The organism is Mesorhizobium jarvisii (assembly GCF_003601985.1).
GTDB lineage: Bacteria > Pseudomonadota > Alphaproteobacteria > Rhizobiales > Rhizobiaceae > Mesorhizobium > Mesorhizobium jarvisii.
Genome location: NZ_QZXA01000003.1, coordinates 524,553 through 545,950, shown reverse-complemented (window position 1 = coordinate 545,950; position 21,398 = coordinate 524,553). Strand labels below are relative to the sequence as shown.

Genomic DNA, 21,398 nt, shown 5'->3' with positions numbered 1-21,398 from the left:
TTTTTTCGAGCTTCGCAATAAATAAATGACAGCACAGGCCGCTTCTGCCAGTATTTGACCGTATCGCCGGCAGCGTTCGAGGGAGGACCGGAAGAACCGCGGCGACCGGGAGGATGTGAAAAAACATGTCGGTCGGAATCCGCCACGACGATCTGCGCCGGCGCAACCGCGCCATGGTGATCGCGGCCGTGCGCCGGGCCGGCCGGCCCTCGCGCACCGAGATCGCAGCGACCACCGGCCTCAGCCATTCGACCATATCGGCGATTTCCTCCGACCTGATCGGTGAAGGCATCCTGGCCGAGGGCAAGCCGAGCGAGGCCGGCGCGCTGAAACGCGGCAGGCCGCAGGTCGGCCTCGGCCTCAATCCGGAGGCTGCGGCTGTGATGACCGTGGTGCTGTCGCTGAATTTCCTGTCGGTCGCAGTCATCGACTATGCCGGCCAGGTGATATCGGAGGAACAGCGCCGGCTGGACACGCTGACCATGTCGCGCGAGGCGCTGATCGGCGAGTGCGTGGCCATAGTGCGGCGGCGCCTCGAGGATTCCGACATCGACGTACGCAGCGTCGCCCGCATCGCGCTGGCGATCCAGGGCATCACCGACACCGAGGCCCGGGCGATGCTGTGGTCGCCGATCACACCGCAGACCGACATCGCCTTCGCAGACATACTCGAAGCAGAGTTCGGTATCCCCGCCACCATGGAAAACGACTGCAACATGATGGCGGTGGCGCTGCGCTGGCGCGATCCCGAGCGCTACCGCGACGACTTCATCGCCATCCTGCTTTCGCACGGCATCGGCATGGGGCTGGTGCTGAAGGGCGAGCTGTTCACTGGCACCCATTCCTCAGGCGGCGAATTCGGCCACATGATCCACCGGCCGGGCGGCGCGCTCTGCCGCTGCGGGCGGCGCGGCTGTGTCGAGGCCTATGCCGGCAATTACGCCATCTGGCGCAACGCCAGGCAGCTCAGCGAGGACACCGAGCCGGTGGCCGATGTCAGCGACGCGCAGATGCGGGCGCTGGCCGCGACGGCACGGGAACGGGACGGGCCCGAGCGCGAAGCCTACCGCAAGGCCGGGGAGGCACTCGGCTACGGCCTCGGCAGCCTGTTTGCGCTGATCGATCCCGCGCCCGTCGCCATGGTCGGCGTCAGCGCCGCTGCCTTCGACCTGATCGAGCCGGCATTGCGCGAGGCCATCGCCCAGACCGCCGGCGGCCAGCACTCGAAATCGATCTCCTTCGACACCGAGCCGAACGAACTGCCGCTGATCCGCGAAGGCTGTGCCATGCGCGCGCTGACCTTCGTCGACCAGGAGATTTTCGCGCCCGGCGTGCAAACGAAAGCAGGCCCTGCCGCGAAGAAAAACGTCGCCTGAGTCAGTTCGTGCTCAATCCTCGCGGATCGCGTAGCCCGCCCCACGGATGGTGCGGATGACATCCGGCATGCGGCCATTGTTGACCGCCTTGCGCAACCGGCCGACATGCACGTCCACGGTGCGCTCGTCGATGTAGATCGTCTCGCCCCAGACATTGTCGAGCAGTTGGCTGCGCGAGAACACGCGCCCGGGGTGCCGCATCATGAATTCGAGCAGGCGGAATTCGGTCGGCCCGAGCCGGATCTCGCTCTTCTTGCGGTAGACCCGGTGCGATTCACGGTCGAGCACGATATCGCCGACCTTGAGCACGCTGGACAGCACTTCCGGCTTGGCGCGGCGCAGCAGCGCCTTGACGCGGGCCATGAATTCCGGCGTCGAGAACGGCTTGACCAGATAGTCGTCGGCGCCGGTGGAGAGCCCACGTACACGGTCGCTTTCCTCGCCCCGGGCGGTCAGCATGATGATCGGCAGCCGCTCGGTCTCGGGCCGCATTCGCAGGCGCCGGCAGAGTTCGATGCCGGACACCGCCGGCACCATCCAGTCGAGCACAAGGAGGTCGGGCACGTTCTCCTGCAGGCGGATTTCGGCTTCGTCGCCGCGGGTCACCACCTCGACCTGGTAACCCTCCGATTCCAGATTGTAGCGGAGGAGCACGCCGAGCGGCTCCTCGTCCTCCACCACCATGATGCGTGGTGCGATCATCGATTGATTACCCCTGCGCTCAGGCCGCCGGCGCCGACATCGCCGTCTCGTCCTGTTTTGGACGATTGGCGGGCAGTTGCGTGCCGGTCAGGACATAGTACGCATTCTCGGCGATGTTGGTCACATGGTCGCCGATGCGTTCGAGATTCTTGGCGCAAAACAACAAATGCGTGCAAGCCGTGATGTTGCGCGGGTCTTCCATCATATAGGTCAGCAATTCGCGGAAGACGGAGGTGTATTTGACGTCGATGCGCTCGTCGTCGGCGCGCAGCTTCGCCAGTGCCGCGGCATCGCGCGCCGCATACTCCTCGATCACACCCTGCACCTGGATCAACACCAGCTGCGCCATGGCGTCGATGGAATGCGACAGTTCGCGCGGCGTGGCGCTGAGGCCGACAGTGCCGACGCGCTTGGCGATGTTCTTGGCAAGGTCGCCGATGCGTTCGAGGTCGCCGGCCATGCGGATCGAGCCGACGACATGGCGCAGGTCGTCGGCCATCGGCTGGCGCTTGGCGATCAGCGTGATGGCGCGGTCGTCGAGTTCGCGCTGGCGCGCATCCATGATGGCGTCGTCGGAGACGACGCGCTGAGCGAGAGCATTGTCGGAGTTCAGCAGTGCCTTGGTGGCGCCGCCGACCATCGAGCCGGCGAGATCGCCCATGTCGCTGATCAGCCTGCTGATCTGTCCGAGATCCTCGTCGAAGGCTGCGACTGTGTGTTCGGCCATGATCCTGGTCCTCGTATGCGTGCGATCAGCCGAAGCGGCCGGTGATGTAGTCTTGCGTGCGCTTCTCGCGAGGCGACGTGAAGATCTTCTCGGTGCGGTCGAACTCGACCAGTTCGCCCAGATACATGAAGGCGGTCTGCTTCGAGACGCGCGCCGCCTGCTGCATGTTGTGGGTGACGATGACGATCGTGTAGTCGGCCTGCAACTCGTCGATCAGCTCCTCGATCTTGGCGGTCGACAGCGGGTCAAGCGCCGAGGCCGGCTCGTCGAGCAGGATCACCTCCGGCTTCACCGCCACGGTGCGGGCGATGCACAGCCGCTGCTGCTGGCCGCCCGACAGGCTGAGGCCGCTGGCATTGAGCTTGTCCTTGACCTCGGTCCACAGCGCCGCGCGCTTGAGCGCCTGCTCGACACGGCCGTCCATCTCGGCCTTGCTGATCTTCTCGTAGAGCCTGACGCCGAAAGCGATGTTCTCGTAGATCGACATCGGGAACGGCGTCGGCTTCTGGAACACCATGCCGATCTTGGTGCGCAGCAGGTTGAGATCCTGCGAACGGTCGAGGATGTTCTGGCCGTCGAGCAGCACCTGGCCCTCGGCGGTCTGCTTGGGATAAAGCTCGTAGATGCGGTTGAAGACGCGCAGCAGCGTCGACTTTCCGCAACCCGACGGGCCGATGAAGGCGGTGACGCTGCGCTCGGGCAGCGACAGCGTGATATCCTTCAGCGCCTTCGACTGGCCGTAGTAGAAGTTGAGGTTCTTGACCTCGATCTTGGCCTTGGTCACCGCCTCGGCGGCGATCGTCATGTCTGGAGACAACATCTGGCTCATTTGTCCTCTCTGCGTCCGGTCAGGCTGCGCGCAAAGATGCTGAGCGCGAGAACCGTCAATGTGATTATGAGTGCACCGGTCCAGGCCAGCTGCTGCCATTCCTCATAGGGGCTGAGAGCGAACTGGAAGATGGTGACAGGCAGGCTGGCCATCGGCGCGTTGAGATTGCTCGACCAGAACTGGTTGTTCAGCGCCGTGAAAAGAAGCGGTGCGGTCTCGCCGGAGATGCGGGCGATGGCCAGCAATATGCCGGTGACGATGCCCGAAAGCGCGGCGCGATAGGCAACCGAGCGGATGACCACCCAGCGCGGCGCGCCGATCGCGGTGCCGGCTTCGCGCAAGGCGTTGGGCACCAGGTTGAGCATGTCCTCGGTGGTGCGCACGACGACGGGGATGACCAGGATGGCGAGTGCTACGGCACCGGCGATCGCCGAGAAATGCCCCATCGGCCGCACCATAAGCTCATAGACGAACAGGCCGATGATGATCGACGGCGCCGACAGCAGGATGTCGTTGATGAAGCGCACCACCGTGGTGAGCTTCGAGAAGCGGCCATATTCGGCCATATAGGTACCGGCCAGCACGCCGATCGGCGTGCCGACGATGATGCCGATGATGGTCATCACGATGCTGCCGTAGATGGCGTTGAGCAGGCCGCCGGCGTCGCCGGGCGGCGGCGTCATTTCCGTGAAGACCGAGAGGGAGACGCCGGCCAGGCCCTTGTAGAGCAAGGCGCCAAGGATCAGCGCCAGCCAGGCAAGGCCGATGCCGGCAGAGATGACGCACAGCGTCATCATCACGCCATTCTTGCGCTTGCGGCTTTGGTGAAGCGATGCGGCTGTCGACATCGGTCAGGCTCCCGTGCGGGCATCGATGCGCATCAGCATGTAGCGGGCGATGGCAAGGATCAGGAAGGTGATAACGAACAGGATAAGGCCGAGCGCGACCAGCGAGGAGGTGTAGAGATCGCCGACCGCTTCGGTGAATTCGTTGGCGATGGTCGCCGAGATGGTCGTTGCCGGCGCAAACAGCGACGTCGAGATGCGGTGCGCGTTGCCGATGACGAAGGTCACCGCCATCGTTTCACCGAGCGCGCGGCCGAGAGCGAGCATGATGCCGCCCATGATGCCGATGCGAGTGTAGGGAATGACGACCCGGCGCGTGACCTCCCAGGTCGTGCAGCCGATGCCATAGGCCGATTCCTTCAGCACCGACGGCACCGTATCGAAGACGTCCTTGGTGATCGAGGTGATGAACGGCAGGATCATGATGGCCAGGATCATCGCCGAGGTCAGCAGGCCGATGCCATAAGGAGGGCCCGCGAACAGGCCGTTGAGGCCGGGAATGCCGTGGAACACGCTGATGATGAAGGGCTGCACCGTCGTCTGCAGGAACGGCGCCAGCACGAACAGGCCCCAGATGCCGTAGATGATCGAAGGGATGCCGGCCAGCAGTTCAACCGCCATGCCGATCGGACGCCGCAGCGGGCGTGGGCAAAGCTCGGTGAGGAAGATGGCAATGCCGATACCGAGCGGCACGGCGATCAGGATGGCGATGGCCGAGGTAATGATGGTGCCGTAGATCGGTGCCAGGGCGCCGAACTTCTCCGTCACCGGGTTCCAGCTTTCGCTGGTCAGAAAGGAAAAGCCGAAGGTCGACAGGGCTTGCCAGGAACCGGCAAACAGCGAGATCGCAACGCCGCCGAGCAGAACCAGCACCAATATCGCGGCGGCGCGGGTTGTCGCATGGAAGATTGCGTCGGTCAGCGCGAACCGTCGAACGGTGGCATCGCGCGAACTTCTAACGGCTGGCAAGGCTTCCTGGACAGCGCTCATGTCAAGCTCGGCTCTTTCAGTTGAAGGAAAAGGAGCGCCGCGGGCGCGGCGCTCCTTTGGAGGATGTTACTCGCCAACGTAGACGGGCTTGCCGCCTGCCTGGATGTCGGCCTTCCACGAAGCCTTGATCAGGTCGACGACGCTGTCGGGGATCGAGACATAGTCGAGCGCCTTGGCGGTTTCCTTGCCGTCCTTGTAGGCCCAGGCAAAGAACTTCAGGGCTTCGCCAGTGGCAGCGGCATCATCCGGAGCCTTGTGGATCAGGACCCAGGTCGAGGCCGCGATCGGCCAGGTGGTGTCGCCGGGCTCGTTGGTGATGATGACGTTGAAGTTCTTGGCGCCCTTGAAGTCCGCATTCGAAGCGGCCGCGCCGAAGGATTCGAGCGACGGCTCGACGACCTTGCCGGCTGCATTCAGCATCTTGGAATAGGACAGGTTGTTCTGCTTGGCATAGGCATATTCGACGTAGCCGATGCCGCCGTCCGTCTGCTTGACGGTGTTGGCAACGCCTTCGCTGCCCTTGGCGCCGACGCCCGTCGGCCATTCGACGGCCGTGTCCGAACCGACCTTGTCCTTCCAGTCGGGCGAGAGCTTCACCAGATAGTTGGTGAAGTTGAAGGTGGTGCCCGAGCCGTCCGAACGATGCACGACGGCGATCGCGGTCGACGGCAGGGTGAGGCCGGGGTTCAGCGCCTTGATCGCGGCATCGTCCCAGGTGGTGATGGCGCCGAGATAGATCTGGGCGAGCGTCTTGCCGTCGAGGACGAGTTCGCCCGGCTTGACGCCGGTCAGGTTGACGATCGGCACGATGCCGCCCATCACCATCGGGAACTGCACGAGGCCGTTCTTTTCCAGATCGGCGTCGGACATCGGCTTGTCGGTGGCGCCGAAGGTCACGGTCTTGGCGATGACCTGCTTGATGCCGCCGCCCGAACCGATCGACTGATAGTTGAGGCCGATGCCGGTGTCCTTCTTGTAGGTGTCGGCCCACTTGGCGAACACCGGATAGATGAAGGTCGAACCAGCGCCGGAAAGGTCAGCTGCGACGGCTGCGGAAAGGGTGAAGGTAGACGCTGTAGCCATTGCGATCGCAACGGCCGCCGAGCGGATGAAATGTCTCATGTGGCCTGCTCCTGTTCGGAAGATGGTCTCTCGGCGCCACTGCTAACCAGCGCCCGCTGAGGCCAATAGCCTTGGATTATTACAGTCGCATGACAGTTTCGTGTCAGCCCGGTAACGCGTCGCCGGCACTGCAAAAAGTAGTCGCGTCGGATGGCCGTGGCCTGATCCGAGTTTGCGCCCGGAATCAGGGACTTGAGCCATCCACCGGCCGGAGCCGCCGCCGAATTCGACGGGGCTTTGTCGGATGAAGAAAATCCGGACGGGAGCGCGTTGCTCAAGGCCAGAGCGTGTCATGGCCGGGCCATCGCCAAAAACAGGTCCGTTGGGGTAGGTTGACGCTGTTTGTTGCCGGCGGTCGCTGCTCCCGCCCGTAACTGCAAGGGCGGAATTCGATTTTGCCATTGTCCCGGGTCGGCGCCGCCTTTGGTATGGTGCGATCGCACCATAGGCATTGCACGCAGGGGTAGCAGCAGAATCCGCGATTGATTCCCTCGGCTTGCCTCTTGGAACCGGGCGACGCCCTGCTATCCCGCGTTGCGCTGGACCTGGCGCCCGGCGCCGAGCCAGCGCTCGACTTTCTCCAGCAGGGCCCTGGGGCTGATCGGCTTGGGCAGATAGTCGTCCATGCCCGCCTCCAGGCAGCGTTCGCGATCGCCCTTGAGCGCATGCGCGGTCACGCCAACGATCGGCACATGCATGCCTGTTTCCTGCTCCAGCTGGCGGATGGCGGCGGTCGCCTCGAGCCCGCTCATCTCCGGCATCGAGACATCCATCAGGATCATGCACGGATTGAGCTTGCCGAATGCGTCGAGCGCCTTACGGCCATTGCCGACGATCTCGAAACTATGGCCGGTCTCGCCAAGGATCTGGGTGAAGACCATCTGGTTCACCTCATTGTCCTCGGCCACCAGTATGTCCAGCCTGTGTCCATCACCGCCAGTGGCGGGCAGCCGGGGCCGAACCGGCGGCGGCTGCAATTGCGCGCGTTGTTCGGACAGCGCCAGCGGCTGCGGCTGGGGAGCATCAGGCCTTTCGGCTGCAAGCGGTTGGACGGCCTGGCTGTCCGTGGCGTGGCGATGGCGCTGGATGGTCGCCACCAGCGTCTCCAGGAGCACCGAGGAGCGTGCCGGCTTGATCAGCTGGGCATCGATGCCGAGATCGCGGTAGCTTGTGTTGGCGAGCGACTGGTCGACCGAGGTCAGCATGATGATGGGCGTGTCCGCGAGGCCTTCGGTGCTGCGCACGATGCGCGCCATTTCGGCGCCGCTCATCTCGGGCATCTGGTAGTCGAGCACGACGCAATCCACACGCACGCCATAGGCGGCGGCCGCGATCAGCACCTTGAGGCCCTCCGCGCCGCTTTCGGCCGCGCAGGAATCGAACGTCCACGAAGTCATCTGCTCGGTCAGGATGGCCCGGTTGACGGCATTGTCGTCGACAATCAGCACGCGTGCGCCCGTCACGTCCACCGGCATGATGCGCTGCCCGCTCTGTCCGGCCCTGGGCAGCGTCACGGTGAACCAGAAGGTCGAGCCCTTGCCCTCGGCGCTCTCGACGCCGATGGTGCCGCCCATCAGTTCGACCAGCCGTGAGGTGATGGCAAGGCCAAGCCCGGTGCCCTCATGCCGCCGTGTCGAGGAGGTGTCGACCTGGCTGAATTTTTCGAACACCAGCTTCAGTTTTTCCTCGGGGATGCCGATCCCGGTGTCGGTGACCGAGATCGTCAGCCTGGTTCCGGTCGGAACCCTCTCACCGGTCACGTCGACCAGCACATGGCCTTCGTCGGTGAATTTCACCGCATTGCCGACCAGGTTGGTGACGATCTGCCGGATGCGGCCGACATCGCCGACGAACAGGTTTTCGAGCCTCGGCTCGACACGCACGATGAGTTCGAGATCCTTTTCCTTGGCGCGTGTCGACACCAGCGTCGCCACGTCCTCGATCGCCTCGGCAAGGTTGAAGGGCGCCGGATCGAGCACCATCTGGCCGGCATCGATCTTGGAAAAATCCAGGATGTCGTTGATGATGGTCAACAGCGCGTTGCCCGACTTGACGATGATGTCGGTGAACGTCTTCTGCTTGGGATCGAGATTGGATTTGGCCAGAAGTTCCGCCATGCCCAGCACACCGTTCATCGGCGTGCGGATCTCATGGCTCATATTGGCGAGGAATTCCGACTTGGCGCGGTCGGCGAGCACGGCACGCTGGCGCGCCTCGCTGAGCTCCGCCTCGCGCATCTTCAGTTCCGTGATGTCGGTGGTCGATCCGATCAGGTAGAGCGAACCGTCCGACGCAATCATTGCACCCTTGCGCGCGAACTGATGCCTGACGGTGCCGTCGGCAAGCCGCACCGTCTCCTCGACCTCCTGGGTGTCGCCGGTGCGCAGCACGGCCAGATCGCCGGCCACGAAAGCCTCGCCGTCCTCCCCGAAAATCTCGATGTCGGTCTTGCCGATCGCGTCTTCCCTGCTGAGGCCGGTCAGATCGCACCAGCCCTTGTTGACATAGAACTGCCTGAGATCGGAACGCTTGGCGTAGATCGACACCGGTACATTGTCGATCAGGCTGCGGAACACCTCGTTCTCGCGCATGCTCTCTTCCAGAGCCTTCTCGCGCGCCTTGACGTCGGTGATGTCGGTGCTGGAGCCGACCAGATGCACCGATCCGTCGGTCGCCACCAGGCGGCTCTTGCGCGTCATCAACTGTCGCACGGTGCCGTCACGATGGGTGACGGGCTCTTCGACCTCGAGGCCCTTGCCGGTTACGACGACCTCGGTGTCGTCATTGCTGTAGCTTTCCGCGTCTTGTGTGCCGAACAGCTCACGGTCGGTCCGGCCGATGACGTCTTCCTTGGCGATGCCTGTCAGCGCGCACCAGGCCTTGTTGACGAATTCGATACTCAGGTCCTGCGCCTTGATGAAGGCGGCCACCGGCAACTCGTCCATGACGTGGCGGAAGAGATCGATCTGGCGCATCGAGTCGCGCAGCGCCGCCTCGCGGCTCTTGATGTCGGTGATGTCGACGCGCACGCCAATGAACGTCCCGTCATCGGTGCGCATGTCGTAGACTTGGTACCAGCGCCCATCGGCATTGAGGCGCTCGTAGGAAGAATTCGGCAGGTGGTAGCGGGCCAGTATGCCGTCGAGCCAGCGTTCGGGTTCGACCCCGTACAGCTTGTCGATCTCGGCATCGCCGCTCGAGCGGAAATAGCCGATCGACTGGCCGAATTCCAACGCCTCGCGGAAGCTGCAGCCAGGCTGCCAGAAGGGCTTCAGCGCCGGCAGCGTGTCCTGCAGCTTGCGGTTGGCGAAGACGAACTTGTCGTCGCGGTCGTAGATGATGACGCCGGCCGGCAGCGATTCCAGCACGCTGGCGAGGTGCTTGCGCGCATCTTGTGCCTCGGTCTCGCGCCCCTTCATGTCGGTGACGTCGACATAGGAGATGAGCCGCTTGCCGCCGTGCAGCGGCGCCAGCGATGCGACAAGTGTGCGCCCGTCATTGTGCGGCAATTGTCTTGAGCCGGCGACACCGGCCCTGATTTCGGCTTCGCGCTCGGCGGTATGGCGTTGCCAGGCGACGTCATCGGCGCCGTAAGGATCAATGGCGCGGCTGGCTTCCATGAGTTCGCGAAAGGCCGAGCCGATCCCGGCGCGGCCTGGATCGATCCTCCAGAAGTCATAGAAGGCGCGATTGATGACTTCGGCGCGCATATCGGCATCCAGCACGAGAACACCGATCGGCATCTCATCGACCATGGTGCGGAGATTGACGAAGGTCTCGGCGATTTTGGCGTTGGCGCCTTCGATCTCGGCATCGCGACGCTTTAGTTCGGTGACCTCATAGTAGGTCAAGAGCCGCTTGCCGCCGGACAGCGCCGTCACCGAGAACATCATCGTCCTGCCGCTGGCATGGACAAATTCGCGAGGCGCGACGGAGCCGGCGCGAATCTCCTCGATACGGCTGGCGAGGTAGCGCTGCCACTGCTGTTCGTCGATATCGCCATAGATGCCGTTGCGGCGGTTCAGTTCCATCAACTGGCTGAACGGAGCGCCAACGGTCACAGCGCCGTCCGGAATGCTGGACAGGTCGCGATAGGCCTTGTTGACGATCAGCGTGTCGAGCTTGCCATCGAGCAGCACGACGCCCATGTGCATGGCGTCCATCGTCCGTTCGAGATCGGCAAGATGCCGGTCGGGATCGCTGCCCGACAACGGGTTTTGCTCCATGGTTTCGAAGGCGCCGGCCAGTGCGGTGACGTTGCGGCCTATGCCGCGGTAGCCGGCGAATTTTCCTTCGTTGTCGAACCGTGGGAAGCCTGACGTCAGCACCCAGCGGCAGTCGGCGCCGCCACCCTTCAGTTCATAGACGAAGTCGCGGAACGGCCGGCGCGCCTGCAGATCCTCCAGATGCGCCGTGGCGCTGTGATTACCCTTCAGGACCTGGTTGAGGAAATCGAAGCGGAACCGGCCCAGCACATCAGCCGGATCGATGCCTGTGGCCGCCTGGTAGGTGGGTGAGAGCCAGGAGAAGCGCAGTTCGGCGTCGGTCTCCCAGACCCAGTCCGAGCCTGCCTCGAGCAGTTGGCGAAGCGCGTCGGGCGAATCCATGTCCGCGCATAGCGGCGCGTCGCCGCGATGCACCGGCTTTTCAGGCCTACGCTTGCCGCGCGCGCCGGTTGCTTCGTCCGCTTCCGCCATCCTGTCCCCACCCGAAAATCAAGGCCGAACCCTCCCTCCGCGGTTCGTCGGCGGAATGTGCCCGAGAAGCATTAACGATCCGCTAACCTTAACGGCGCAACCGGCATGCTCTTTCTGCGTTAATCCGTCGGGTTGTCGGGCGGGCCAAGCCCGCGTTATAAGCCGCGCAGGGGGTGTTGCTAATGTATCGACGGATAGGGCCTTTCTTGCTGGGCGTAGCGCTGCTTTTCGGCAGCGGCTGTGCGCGCAGCTATGACGGCACGGTCATCATCCCGCGGCCGCTCGACGCCAGGCGCTTCTGGGACCGGCCGCCACCCAATGTCGACTACGTGCCGCCGGCCGACAACGGCGCCTTTCCGGCGTCGCCGCAGCCGCCCGGACAGTTTGCCGAACGCAGGGTTTCGAAACCTGCCGGGCACAGACGGCATCAGACGCGATATTCACCGCCGCCTCCCCCGCCGCCAGGCCCGGAAAAGCAACTGGCATGCAGGAACGTGAGCGCACCAGGCGAGCGCGTTCGCATGGTCTGCGAATAGGCTCAATTCGGGGAGAGTTCCCCGCAGCCTTACAGCGATGCCGCGCCCTTCTTCGGTTCCTTCGCGCCAAGCTTGTCGAGCGCAAGGCGAACCTGGCGCAGATCGTCCTGCCAGCCGTCATCATCACCCATGGAACTCTCCGACGCGGCTCGTTGCAGGCCGCGGGCCTCGGATTCGATCTCGCGCAGTTCCGCGACCTTCTCGTCATGGGTCAGGGAGCCGTTTTCGACGATCTCCAGAACCCGCATTTCCCTGAACGTAGCCATGGCGTTTCTCCCGGCTGTTGTCGATCACAACGCCGTGAGCGCCCCTCCGTTCCAGACGGGTCCCATAGCCGGCTTCATCATGACGGCACGCTGCAGGCGGTTATTCCAGAGAGGAGAGGTCATTCAGCCGGAAAGAAGGCCGGGCCGACCACACGCACCGGCCGCGTACCGGCTTCGATCGACTGCAACTGAGCGGCCCCAGAGGCCTCGGTGCCGGATTGCGGGATTGCCGCGACACTGTCGAAATCCGGCTTAGGCTGCGGCAACGGAATGATGGCATTGGTCATGTTTGTGGGCGTCACCGTCCTTGCCCTCAATTCGGCTACCCGCCGGTAATAGCGCTTGACGTCGCAGGCCTTGAAATTGGCATCGTCACGGTAGCGAAAAGCCGAAGGCAGTTCGATATAGGGTTTGCGCGTATCGAGCGCGACCATCTTTTCGGTTTCCAGACTGGCGTCGCTGAGCGTGTAGAGATCGACGGCCGGGTCATCGCAGATGTAACGGCACTGATCGGCCATGTCCCTGACATCGTCGCTGCCGGCGAATTGCGATTTGGGCGCGGGAAAAAAGTATCCATCCGACAGGCGCACGCAAAACAGCATCGTATTGCCGGCATATGTTGGCCCCGCCGCTGCCTGCGCGGATTGGCTTTTCGGCGCCTGGCGCTGCTCCTTTGCCCCGCAGCCAAGCGCCGCGAGGCGTGCCTGCAGGCCTGAAAGGTCCCGGCCGGAATTGGACGCGGCGGCCATCCGGCGCTGCACTTCCGTCCGGTTTCTGCCAAGGTCGGCGCATGCATTGAAGAAGCCACCCGCGGCACTTTGCGCCGTGCACCGACGCTGCCTCTCCAGGCCCTGGATCGCCGCAAGCTGACGGCGCAACTGCGCCAGTTCGGGGCTCACGCCGCTGCTGCGGCCGCCAGAAAGCAACTGACTTCTGATCGCGCTGCAACTATCCGCGTAGGAAGACGTCGTGCCGAGCACAAGGGCGGCCACCGTCACCAGCGCGATCATCATGAGAAGCCAGAAACGGATCATCGGGACGACATGGTCCTTACTGCTGATAGCCTGGAATCACATTCTTTCGACTTGGATAAGCTTCAGATAAATGAGCAATACCTAATAATTGAAGCTTTCATGATCGAAAAGACTTTCATTTAGTGTAGTAGAATGGCTCCTGTAAATTCGATATTACATTTTTATTTCAAGATTGAGACGAACCACAAAACCAAGCAGCCATGCCGGCGACTATCGGAATCACCGGGGCGTGGCTCTCGGGGCGAACGATCAATCCGACGTTACCGACGCTTGACGCTGAAACCTTTGCCTGACTGCCGCGTTGAAGGCATAGGGAGAACGCAGATGTCGATCCACTTCACGGTGTCGGAACTGACAAGAAACCTTTTTCATTCTCTCGGGCTGGATCACGAGCGCGCGCCACGACCGCTCAATCCCGAGGAAAGCCTGTTGCTTGAGTGCTATCTGGCCGGGCACATCCCGGAATCGGCGTGGAGCGACTATGCCTTCGAGACCCCGGATCTGGCCCGGCATGCCAAGGCACGGCGCCTGAGCCACTGAGCAATTGGCTCCGAAGCGGCGGCGCCAGCCGCTATTTCTTTGGGGAAACCAGTTGCAACGTGAAGACGTTGCCACCAATGCCTTGCGCCAAAGCCGGTGACAAACTCAGAGGCGTGCAATTCTTGACGGCGGCGATGGCCGCGTCGATGAACGCCTTTCGCGCCTTGTCATCGCCGGCCACTTTGGCGGCGGTCGGCCGCGGCGGACCGATCAGCGAGCCGTCGCGCTTAAAGCTGAAACTCAAGGTTACGGTCGAATTTCCGGCATCCGCCGGCGGCGTCCAGCAGGCCTGGATCGCATCCCCGACATCATCCATCGTATTGAGCACTGCTGCCTGAGACGGGAGGAGCGTCCCGGCCAGCATTCCACCGGCGACCGTCAGCATTGCCACGCATTTCATCGCAAGCCCTCATCTCACTCCAGGCCGGCGTTCCAAGCCGGATCCGCTGAACGGAATGTTAGAGGCAACGTCGGCGATGACAATATCCCGACGCGAAAAGTTGATGCTCCGGCATTGCCTTGTCACCGTCGCGCGATGTCCCGGCATCGGGTCCGAAAAAGCAAAAAGGCCGGCACTGAGCCGACCTTTCCTTACACCGATATGCGCCAGTACATCCGTGGTCGCGCGGTGAATTCCCGCCAGTAGACAGGGCTTTGGTTAACGAATCCTTAAGCTGAAGCCTTCGCCTGCGACCGCACATAGGCGATATAGCCGCGCACGTCGCCGGCCGGCTCGGCATAGGCCTTGCCGAGCTTCTTCTCGATGGCCGCCATGTACTCCTGCGCCCATTTGGGCAGCGGATAGTCGATGACCGCCAGGAATTCGAGCGTCGCCGCCAGCCTTATGTCGGCGATCGACGGGTTCGCGCCGCCGATGAACGGCTTGCCGTCCCTGAAGAAGCTATGGAAGACCTCCAGCGGCTCGGCGATCGCCGCCATCGCGGCCTTCTGTGCTTCCGACTTCTTGTCGGGATGGGCATCGCTGTGGCCGACCTCGCCGGCATATTGCGGGAAACCCAGCGCCGGATAGGTGGCGCGCGCCACATAGGGGTAGAGCGTACCGATCAGATAGAACATGGCGCTGTCGATCATCGCCCGCTTGGCCGGCGCCTTGGGATAGAATTTCTCCAGCCCGTGCTTGTTGGCGAGATACTGCATGATGGCGCAGCTTTCCCAGAGCACGCCCCTGGGCAACCCCTTGTCCTCGATCATCGGCGTCAGATGCGCCGGATTGCGCGCCAGATATTCGGGCGAACGCGTGTGGCCCCAGGCGTCGGTCTCGGCGGCGTCGAACCCGGCCGCGCGAGCAAACACCCGCACTGTCATGTTGTTGACGCTCGGCTTCAGCATGCTGAGCTTCAACGCCGGCTTTTTCGCCGGCTTGGCCTTGGCGGTCTTGGGCGCCGGCTTTTGCGCCGCCGGTTTTGCTGCGGCTTTCGCGGCCACCTTCGGTGCGGCCTTTGCGGCTGCCTTCACTGCGGGCTTCGCGGCTGCTTTTGCCTTTGCCTTGGCAGCCGATTTCCCAGCACTCTTGGTCACTGTCTTTGCCATGTTTGTCCTCCCTTTGTTTTGTTGGCCGTCAGTATGGATTCTTCGGCGCCCGGTCGTCCGACAAGGTCGCACGGGAGCTCTCGACAAGCGCCTGGATCGCGTCCGCAAGATGCACCTCGGCGATGTTGTAGTCGCCGCGCCCGACACGCAGCCTGTGCGCCTGCATCAGCACATCGGCATGGGTGAAACCCGCCGGCGGCTCGAAGCGGTAGGAAGCGAGTTCGATCAGCAGGCCGAGTGGATCCTCGAAATAGATCGAATCCATGAAGCCGCGATCCTTGACGCCGCTGTGCTTGATGCCGCGCTCGTCGAGCCGGGCGACCGCCTGCAGGAAGGTGACCCGCGACACCGCGAACGCGATGTGGTGGACGCAGCCCGGGTCGGTCGGCGTGCGTCGCTTCTGCGGCACGCGGCTCTCATCGGTGAAGATGGTGATCAGCCGGCCGTCGCCCGGATCGAAATAGAGATGGCTCTCGCTGGCCTTGTCGAGGTTGGGCTGCTCGAAGATGAAAGGCATGCCGAGCACGCCTTCCCAGAAATCGATCGAGGTCTGGCGCCCGGCGCCGACCAGCGTGATGTGGTGGACGCCTTGCGCTTGCAGTTTCTGCATTGGCCTTCTCCCCGCGGCATCGATTGGTCGTCAGGATCTGCCTGGCACCCGGCGTTCTGCGCGCCGTTTGAACCGTGCCTCTAAGATCCATCACCTGATGCTAATGCAATCGGCCTCGCCGCGCCAGAAGCGGCAAGTCCCATCTTTGCAGGACGGTGAAACCGCTCCTGGTCGCAAAGCTGCGTCCTCGAATATTGTGCAGGCCATCTAATTCGTAGAAAGAATGGCCTTGAAATGTGGAAAGGGTTGTTTCCTTCATTTATTCGAGCGATGCGGCATCTCTCCGTGTGGACTACATTGAAGATGATCCTACGGATCAATGAGTAGTCCGAAGCTAGTCCCCTTTGCGGCTACTCCAAGGGCCCCGCTTGACTCCCGGTCGGCGGGGCTTTTCCGTGCAGTCGACACGACAACCTTACGGCGCATAGCCGATGGTCGACCGGCCCGGCATTGCGCCGATCAAAAATTGAAGACGTGCGAAGCGATCAGCCCGGCCAGCAGCACGCCCGCAAGGAGAGCGATGATCGAGGCGAGGAACCAGCGCAGCGTGACCTGATAGACCGGCTCGTCGTCGTCGCGCGGGAGCAGCGAACGCCACAGTGCGACGAGTTGGAGGACGATGGACAGCGCGAGCAGCAGCGTCGCCAGGATCGAGGCCGTCGTCCATCCGCCATCAGCTTCGAAATTCCAATACCGCAGGAAAAGAAGCGAAAACCCGAGCAACACGGTGATCGCGGAGATCACACCCTGTCGGTAGCCGACGGGCAAGGGAACTCTACGCGCCTCAATCGCCTGCAAACCCCGCTCGTTGGTCTCATCGGGGTCCTGACGCTTGGGTGTGTCGATCATGAAGGCAACATCTATTTTGACAGGCCCCTGGAAGTCGGCGCAGGTCTTGGTCGATCGATACGACTGGGCCTGCGGGCTGTCATCATCATCCCTGTACCTTCCTCGCGCAAGGTGAGCGATGCCATTGACAGTCAGCGTCCGGTCAGGCGCATGCTCGGCGGGAGCCGAGCCATAAAAGTTGCCAATGTAGCCAGAAGGAAGCTTGGTACGCCCAAGGGGAATCGAACCCCTGTTCCCGCCGTGAGAGGGCGGTGTCCTGACCGCTAGACGATGGGCGCGCTCAAGAACCGGCGATATAGGCTGACGGCTGGGAAAAAGCAACTGGGGTTGGCCAGCTTTACCACATCGAAGAAAAGCTGGCCGCAAGCCTAGCGTTTCGGTTCGATCAGGTCCCAGAGATTGCCGTGCAGATCGGCGAAAACCGCGACCGTGCCATAGGGTTCGAAACGCGGCGCCTCGCGGAATTCGACACCGTTGTCCAGCATCGCCGCATGGTCGCGCGCAAAGTCGTCGGTTTCGAGGAACAGGAAGACCCGGCCGACTGTCTGGTTGCCGATACTTTTCCTTTGCGCCTCGTCGGACGCCTCCGCCAGCAGCAGCCTGGCGCCCTGCCCGTTGGCCGGCGCGACCGTGACCCAGCGCTTGCCGCCGCCGAGATCGACGTCCTCGAGGAGCAGGAAACCCAACCGCCCGACATACCAGGCGATCGCCTCGTCATAATTGGCGACGACCAGCGCCACGGTCGCGACACGACGATGTCCGGCGAAGCCTGTCATGACTGAGGCCTGTTCATTTCTGCGGCAAACTTGCTTGTTGCATTGCCGCCGGTCATTTGCTGCGAATTGCGAACTGCCCAATCAGGCGGCGCTCGGCGATATCATAGACGAAGATCGCACGGCCGCCGTCGGCAAGCTCGGCGTCGATGGAGATGCGATTGCCGGACAGCGACTGGCTGACCACTTTCGCCCCGACCGGCAGCACGATGTCGCCGCTGAGCGGCTCGTCGGCCGGCACCTGGATGTCACCGGCCAGCGGCGGGCTTGCCGGCGGTGCCTTGCGGGCTTTGTAGACAATCGCCGCGATCACCACCATAAGAGCCAGCAACAGCAGGCCGAGATTGATGGCCATGAAGCGGACGAGCTTGCCACGCATCTTTTCGACCTCGGGGTCGAGTGGCTTTTCCCCGCCTTTGGCAGCAAAAGAGTCTTCGTCGGCATCGGGCCGGGCCATGGCGAATATTCCGGAACGGTTTTCGATGAGCGCTCATAACGAAGAGGCCCCCGAATTGATAGAGGATCGATTCATCGCGGCCGAACCGACGGTGCTGGTGGTGGGCGCGGATGCGGCCGGCCAGCGCCTCGACCAATGGCTGGCGGCCAGCCTCGGCCCTGATATGTCGCGCAGCCGCGTGCAGATGCTGATCAGGCAAGGCGCTGTGAGCATCGACGGCAAGCCGGCCGACGAGACCAAGCGCAAGATGATCGCGGGCGAAAGCGTGTCGGTCGCCATGCCGGAACCGGAGCCGGCCGCGCCGCAGGGCGAGGCCATCGCGCTCGAGGTGCTCTATGAGGACGACGCGCTGATCGTCATCAACAAGCCGGCGGGGCTGGTCGTGCACCCCGGCGCCGGCAACTGGACCGGCACGCTGGTCAACGCTCTGATCCATCACTGCGGCGACAGCCTGTCTGGCATTGGCGGGGTGCGCCGGCCGGGCATCGTCCACCGCCTCGACAAGGAGACCAGCGGCGTCATGGTGGTGGCCAAGACCGACCGCGCCCACAAGGCGCTGTCGGAGGCCTTCGCCGATCACGGCCGGACCGGCGATCTCGAACGGGCCTATCTGGCGCTGGTCTGGGGCATACCGCAGCGGCCGACCGGAACGGTCGACGCGCCGCTTGGCCGCGCCGCCGACCGGGTGCGCCGCGCCGTGGTGCCGGAAGGCCGCGACGATGCCCGCCATGCCGTCACCCACTTTGCCGTTCAGGAGCGTTTCGGCGAAAAACAGCAGGAATTCGCCACCGCCAGCCTGGTCGAATGCCGGCTGGAAACCGGCCGGACCCACCAGATCCGTGTCCATATGGCCCATATCGGCCACCCGGTCATCGGCGACCCCGACTACGGCCAGGCCTTCCGCACCAAGGCCAACCGGCTGCCGGAACCCCTGAAAAGTCAGGTCAAGGCATTTTCACGGCAAGCTTTGCATGCCTGGCTCCTTGCATTTCGCCATCCCGATACCCATCTACTGGTGAGGTTCGAGGCGCCGATCCCGGGGGACATGGAGGAACTCGTCAGCGGCTTTCGCAATCTCTAAACCCCGCCATCAACAAGCTGGAAACCATCCATCAAAAAACCTGACTGGCATTGTTCACTTCAGCGTGACACACTGTTTCGTGTTGAACAAATGCCTGTCTTTTCTGGTTTTGTTCCTGTATAAGACCTTATGCCGCGAGCGAGCCCTTTGGTGTTCGCGTCACATGCCCGCCGCGTTTCGGGGGCATCACTCCAATAGAGAGGGGGCGCTATCATGGCCCAGTCACTACCTAGTATTGTTTCCGGCGAAGGCGGCCTCAGCCGCTACCTGGAAGAAATTCGCCGCTTTCCCATGCTTCAGCCGCAGGAAGAGTACATGCTCGCCAAGCGTTATGCCGAGCATGAAGACACGTCCGCCGCGCACAAGCTCGTCACCAGCCATTTGCGGCTCGTCGCCAAGATCGCCATGGGCTATCGCGGCTACGGCCTGCCGATCGGCGAGGTGATCTCGGAAGGCAATGTCGGCCTGATGCAGGCCGTCAAGAAATTCGAACCCGAGCGCGGTTTCCGCCTGGCGACCTACGCCATGTGGTGGATCAAGGCCTCGATCCAGGAGTATATCCTGCGCTCGTGGAGCCTGGTCAAGATGGGCACGACCGCCAACCAGAAGCGTCTGTTCTTCAACCTGCGCAAGGTGAAGGGCAAGATCCAGGCGCTGGATGACGGTGACCTCAAGCCCGACCAGATCGCCGAGATCGCCACGCGGCTGAACGTTTCCGAAGCCGAGGTGGTGTCGATGAACCGCCGCCTGTCCGGTGATGCTTCGCTCAACGCGCCGATCCGGGCGACGGAAGGCGAATCCGGCGAATGGCAGGACTGGCTGGTCGACGACCACGAAAGCCAGGAAGAGATGCTGATCGAGCAGGACGAGCTGGAAAACCGGCGCGGCATGCTGTCGGGCGCTCTTGCCGTGCTCAACGAGCGCGAGCGGCGCATCTTCGAGGCGCGTCGCCTCGCCGAGGAGCCGCTGACGCTGGAAGAGCTGTCGGCCGAGTTCGACATCAGCCGCGAGCGCGTGCGCCAGATCGAGGTGCGTGCCTTCGAGAAGGTGCAGGATGCGGTCAAGGCCGCCGCCAAGCGCCAGACCCAGGCGCTGCGCACCATCGAGGCTCAGCCGGCGGCTTAAGCCCAGCTTCGGCGACAAAACATCAAGGCGGCGTCAGGAAACTGACGCCGTTTTTTGTGACGCCAGCGATTTGGCGAAACCGGCGCGGCCGACATTTCTCCCCGTCACTATACGGGGAGAAATGTCCGGCAGGACAATGAGGGGCAGCGCCGGGATTGCGGGTTTACCGCCACAGAGCCAGCGGCGCGATCATAACGGACGTTGGCGCCGCCCCTCATCCGGCTGCCGCCACCTTCTCCCCGTATAATGACGGGGAGAAGGGACTACCCGCGCGGCGCATCACTTTCACAGCGCATCCAGCGGAAACTTCAGATACCGTCGGCCATTGGCTTCCGGCTCCGGCAGCCGGCCGCCATTCATGTTGACCTGCAGCGCGTGCAGGATCAGCCGCGGCATCGGCAATGTTCTGTCGCGAGCCTCGCGCAGCGCCACGAATTCGGCCTCGCTGTGCGCGGCGACAAGATGGATGTTCTTGGCCTTCTGCAGGCCAACCGTGCTCTCCCACAAGGGCTCGCGGCCACCGGCCTGATAGTCATGGCCGACGAAGACGCGCGTCTCATCGGGCAGCGCCAGTATGTCCTGGATCGAGCGCCACAGCCGCGCGGCACTGCCGCCGGGGAAATCAGCTCGCGCCGTGCCGCTGTCGGGCATGAACAGCGTGTCGTGCACGAAGGCGGCGTCGCCAGCCACATAGGTGATCGAGGCCAGCGTATGTCCCGGCGAGAACAGCACATGGACCGGTAGGCTGCCGATCCGAAACGTCTCGCCTTCCCTGAACAGCCTGTCCCACTGCGAACCGTCGGCGGGAAAATCCGGCCAGTTGTAGATCGCCTTCCACAGGTTCTGGACGTCGACGATCCTGTTACCGATCGCCGTCCGCGCCCCGGTCTTGCGTTTCAGATAGTGCGCGGCCGAGAAATGATCGGCATGCGGATGGGTGTCGAGGATCCACTCGGGCTTCAGCCCGTTCTCCCCGACGAAATCGAGCAGGGCATCCGCGCTCTTCGTACCCGTCGCGCCGGATTTCTCGTCGAAGTCGAGGATCGGATCGATGATGGCGCATCGCCTTGTCGCCGGATCGGTGACGACATACTGAATGGCACCGGTCGGCTTGTCGTAAAAGCCCCTGACCTCAGGTTTTGCCAAAGCCAAGTCCAAACCGAACTCCCCAACCCAGCCAGCAGGAACGTTTTTCTCCGCCAGGCTCCAACAGGAGTATGGTTGTCCACCCTTGCGGGCCAGTCAAGCATGACTTGGCCCGCAAGGGCGGAAAAGGCAAAAACCGTTC

At 63.1% G+C, this 21,398-nt stretch carries 21 protein-coding genes and 1 tRNA gene; 5 read left to right on the top strand and 17 right to left on the bottom strand.

The window, feature by feature from the left end; translation table 11 throughout:
* Positions 1-125: 125 nt before the first annotated feature.
* Positions 126-1,376 (top strand): ROK family protein, encoded by a 1,251-nt coding sequence (locus D3242_RS10315; protein WP_064981103.1) that lies wholly within the window; start codon positions 126-128, stop codon positions 1,374-1,376.
* Between the two features lie 12 nt (positions 1,377-1,388).
* On the opposite strand, the gene phoB is transcribed toward D3242_RS10315, so the two are convergent.
* The 7 genes from phoB to D3242_RS10280 form a co-directional block, all read right to left on the bottom strand.
* The gene (phoB, locus tag D3242_RS10310) at positions 1,389-2,078 is read right to left on the bottom strand and encodes a phosphate regulon transcriptional regulator PhoB (protein ID WP_010911896.1); all 690 of its coding nucleotides are present in this window, start codon (positions 2,076-2,078) and stop codon (positions 1,389-1,391) included.
* Positions 2,079-2,097: 19 nt separating this feature from the next.
* Complete coding sequence (gene phoU / locus D3242_RS10305; RefSeq protein ID WP_064981105.1) at positions 2,098-2,805, bottom strand: phosphate signaling complex protein PhoU; 708 nt, start codon at positions 2,803-2,805, stop codon at positions 2,098-2,100.
* 25 nt (positions 2,806-2,830) lie between these two features.
* Positions 2,831-3,634 (bottom strand): phosphate ABC transporter ATP-binding protein PstB, encoded by an 804-nt coding sequence (gene pstB, locus D3242_RS10300; RefSeq protein ID WP_020629059.1) that lies wholly within the window; start codon positions 3,632-3,634, stop codon positions 2,831-2,833.
* Positions 3,631-4,482 (bottom strand): phosphate ABC transporter permease PstA, encoded by an 852-nt coding sequence (gene pstA, locus D3242_RS10295; protein WP_019861605.1) that lies wholly within the window; start codon positions 4,480-4,482, stop codon positions 3,631-3,633. Before pstA ends, pstB begins: the two co-directional genes overlap by 4 nt.
* A 3-nt stretch (positions 4,483-4,485) precedes the next feature.
* Positions 4,486-5,469, bottom strand: a complete 984-nt coding sequence (pstC, locus tag D3242_RS10290) for a phosphate ABC transporter permease subunit PstC (protein ID WP_019861606.1) — start codon at positions 5,467-5,469, stop codon at positions 4,486-4,488.
* Between the two features lie 66 nt (positions 5,470-5,535).
* A complete protein-coding gene (pstS, locus tag D3242_RS10285) occupies positions 5,536-6,591 on the bottom strand; it encodes a phosphate ABC transporter substrate-binding protein PstS (RefSeq protein ID WP_081295890.1) in 1,056 nt (351 codons plus the stop codon).
* Positions 6,592-7,115: 524 nt separating this feature from the next.
* On the bottom strand, positions 7,116-11,288 hold the full coding sequence (locus D3242_RS10280) for a PAS domain-containing protein (protein WP_064981107.1): 4,173 nt from the start codon (positions 11,286-11,288) through the stop codon (positions 7,116-7,118).
* Between the two features lie 206 nt (positions 11,289-11,494).
* On the opposite strand from D3242_RS10280, the gene D3242_RS10275 reads away from it, so the two are divergent.
* A complete protein-coding gene (locus tag D3242_RS10275; protein WP_223217849.1) occupies positions 11,495-11,824 on the top strand; it encodes a hypothetical protein in 330 nt (109 codons plus the stop codon).
* Between the two features lie 29 nt (positions 11,825-11,853).
* On the opposite strand, the gene D3242_RS10270 is transcribed toward D3242_RS10275, so the two are convergent.
* Both D3242_RS10270 and D3242_RS10265 read right to left on the bottom strand, forming a co-directional pair.
* Positions 11,854-12,090 carry a hypothetical protein gene (locus D3242_RS10270; RefSeq protein ID WP_064981115.1) on the bottom strand — a complete coding sequence of 79 codons (237 nt, stop codon included), beginning with the start codon at positions 12,088-12,090 and terminating at the stop codon, positions 11,854-11,856.
* Positions 12,091-12,209: 119 nt separating this feature from the next.
* Positions 12,210-13,124, bottom strand: a complete 915-nt coding sequence (locus D3242_RS10265) for a DUF2865 domain-containing protein (protein ID WP_038650119.1) — start codon at positions 13,122-13,124, stop codon at positions 12,210-12,212.
* Positions 13,125-13,448: 324 nt separating this feature from the next.
* On the opposite strand from D3242_RS10265, the gene D3242_RS10260 reads away from it, so the two are divergent.
* The gene (locus tag D3242_RS10260; protein ID WP_064981116.1) at positions 13,449-13,664 is read left to right on the top strand and encodes a hypothetical protein; all 216 of its coding nucleotides are present in this window, start codon (positions 13,449-13,451) and stop codon (positions 13,662-13,664) included.
* A 31-nt stretch (positions 13,665-13,695) separates the two neighbouring features.
* On the opposite strand, the gene D3242_RS10255 is transcribed toward D3242_RS10260, so the two are convergent.
* The 7 genes from D3242_RS10255 to D3242_RS10225 all read right to left on the bottom strand — a co-directional run bounded on the left by D3242_RS10255 (position 13,696) and on the right by D3242_RS10225 (position 17,904).
* On the bottom strand, positions 13,696-14,064 hold the full coding sequence (locus tag D3242_RS10255) for a hypothetical protein (protein WP_064981118.1): 369 nt from the start codon (positions 14,062-14,064) through the stop codon (positions 13,696-13,698).
* Between the two features lie 269 nt (positions 14,065-14,333).
* Complete coding sequence (locus tag D3242_RS10250; RefSeq protein ID WP_038650121.1) at positions 14,334-15,215, bottom strand: glutathione S-transferase family protein; 882 nt, start codon at positions 15,213-15,215, stop codon at positions 14,334-14,336.
* Positions 15,216-15,243: 28 nt separating this feature from the next.
* Positions 15,244-15,825, bottom strand: coding sequence for a VOC family protein (locus D3242_RS10245; protein WP_019861615.1), 582 nt, complete (start codon positions 15,823-15,825; stop codon positions 15,244-15,246).
* Between the two features lie 459 nt (positions 15,826-16,284).
* Complete coding sequence (locus tag D3242_RS10240) at positions 16,285-16,674, bottom strand: hypothetical protein (RefSeq protein WP_196774170.1); 390 nt, start codon at positions 16,672-16,674, stop codon at positions 16,285-16,287.
* A gap of 203 nt (positions 16,675-16,877) precedes the next feature.
* Positions 16,878-16,952: transfer RNA gene (locus D3242_RS10235), tRNA-Glu, on the bottom strand.
* Between the two features lie 90 nt (positions 16,953-17,042).
* Complete coding sequence (locus D3242_RS10230; RefSeq protein ID WP_064981120.1) at positions 17,043-17,450, bottom strand: VOC family protein; 408 nt, start codon at positions 17,448-17,450, stop codon at positions 17,043-17,045.
* 52 nt (positions 17,451-17,502) lie between these two features.
* A complete protein-coding gene (locus tag D3242_RS10225; RefSeq protein ID WP_019861617.1) occupies positions 17,503-17,904 on the bottom strand; it encodes a hypothetical protein in 402 nt (133 codons plus the stop codon).
* 25 nt (positions 17,905-17,929) lie between these two features.
* Between D3242_RS10225 and D3242_RS10220 the strand changes: the two genes are divergently transcribed.
* Both D3242_RS10220 and rpoH read left to right on the top strand, forming a co-directional pair.
* A complete protein-coding gene (locus D3242_RS10220) occupies positions 17,930-18,985 on the top strand; it encodes an RluA family pseudouridine synthase (RefSeq protein ID WP_064981716.1) in 1,056 nt (351 codons plus the stop codon).
* A gap of 213 nt (positions 18,986-19,198) precedes the next feature.
* Positions 19,199-20,110 carry an RNA polymerase sigma factor RpoH gene (rpoH, locus tag D3242_RS10215; protein WP_019861619.1) on the top strand — a complete coding sequence of 304 codons (912 nt, stop codon included), beginning with the start codon at positions 19,199-19,201 and terminating at the stop codon, positions 20,108-20,110.
* Between the two features lie 285 nt (positions 20,111-20,395).
* Here the strand turns inward: rpoH and D3242_RS10210 are convergent, their stop codons facing one another.
* On the bottom strand, positions 20,396-21,256 hold the full coding sequence (locus D3242_RS10210; protein ID WP_394811829.1) for an MBL fold metallo-hydrolase: 861 nt from the start codon (positions 21,254-21,256) through the stop codon (positions 20,396-20,398).
* Positions 21,257-21,398 lie beyond the last annotated feature (142 nt).

Bases quoted from the DNA above. Each gene is read 5' to 3' on its own strand.
- D3242_RS10315 (WP_064981103.1), top strand. From the start codon at position 126: ATGTCGGTCGGAATCCGCCACGACGATCTGCGCCGGCGCAACCGCGCC.
- phoB (WP_010911896.1), bottom strand. From the start codon at position 2,078: ATGATCGCACCACGCATCATGGTGGTGGAGGACGAGGAGCCGCTCGGC.
- phoU (WP_064981105.1), bottom strand. From the start codon at position 2,805: ATGGCCGAACACACAGTCGCAGCCTTCGACGAGGATCTCGGACAGATC.
- pstB (WP_020629059.1), bottom strand. From the start codon at position 3,634: ATGAGCCAGATGTTGTCTCCAGACATGACGATCGCCGCCGAGGCGGTG.
- pstA (WP_019861605.1), bottom strand. From the start codon at position 4,482: ATGTCGACAGCCGCATCGCTTCACCAAAGCCGCAAGCGCAAGAATGGC.
- pstC (WP_019861606.1), bottom strand. From the start codon at position 5,469: ATGAGCGCTGTCCAGGAAGCCTTGCCAGCCGTTAGAAGTTCGCGCGAT.
- pstS (WP_081295890.1), bottom strand. From the start codon at position 6,591: ATGAGACATTTCATCCGCTCGGCGGCCGTTGCGATCGCAATGGCTACA.
- D3242_RS10280 (WP_064981107.1), bottom strand. From the start codon at position 11,288: ATGGCGGAAGCGGACGAAGCAACCGGCGCGCGCGGCAAGCGTAGGCCT.
- D3242_RS10270 (WP_064981115.1), bottom strand. From the start codon at position 12,090: ATGGCTACGTTCAGGGAAATGCGGGTTCTGGAGATCGTCGAAAACGGC.
- D3242_RS10265 (WP_038650119.1), bottom strand. From the start codon at position 13,124: ATGATCCGTTTCTGGCTTCTCATGATGATCGCGCTGGTGACGGTGGCC.
- D3242_RS10260 (WP_064981116.1), top strand. From the start codon at position 13,449: ATGTCGATCCACTTCACGGTGTCGGAACTGACAAGAAACCTTTTTCAT.
- D3242_RS10255 (WP_064981118.1), bottom strand. From the start codon at position 14,064: ATGAAATGCGTGGCAATGCTGACGGTCGCCGGTGGAATGCTGGCCGGG.
- D3242_RS10250 (WP_038650121.1), bottom strand. From the start codon at position 15,215: ATGGCAAAGACAGTGACCAAGAGTGCTGGGAAATCGGCTGCCAAGGCA.
- D3242_RS10245 (WP_019861615.1), bottom strand. From the start codon at position 15,825: ATGCAGAAACTGCAAGCGCAAGGCGTCCACCACATCACGCTGGTCGGC.
- D3242_RS10240 (WP_196774170.1), bottom strand. From the start codon at position 16,674: ATGATCGACACACCCAAGCGTCAGGACCCCGATGAGACCAACGAGCGG.
- D3242_RS10230 (WP_064981120.1), bottom strand. From the start codon at position 17,450: ATGACAGGCTTCGCCGGACATCGTCGTGTCGCGACCGTGGCGCTGGTC.
- D3242_RS10225 (WP_019861617.1), bottom strand. From the start codon at position 17,904: ATGGCCCGGCCCGATGCCGACGAAGACTCTTTTGCTGCCAAAGGCGGG.
- D3242_RS10220 (WP_064981716.1), top strand. From the start codon at position 17,930: ATGAGCGCTCATAACGAAGAGGCCCCCGAATTGATAGAGGATCGATTC.
- rpoH (WP_019861619.1), top strand. From the start codon at position 19,199: ATGGCCCAGTCACTACCTAGTATTGTTTCCGGCGAAGGCGGCCTCAGC.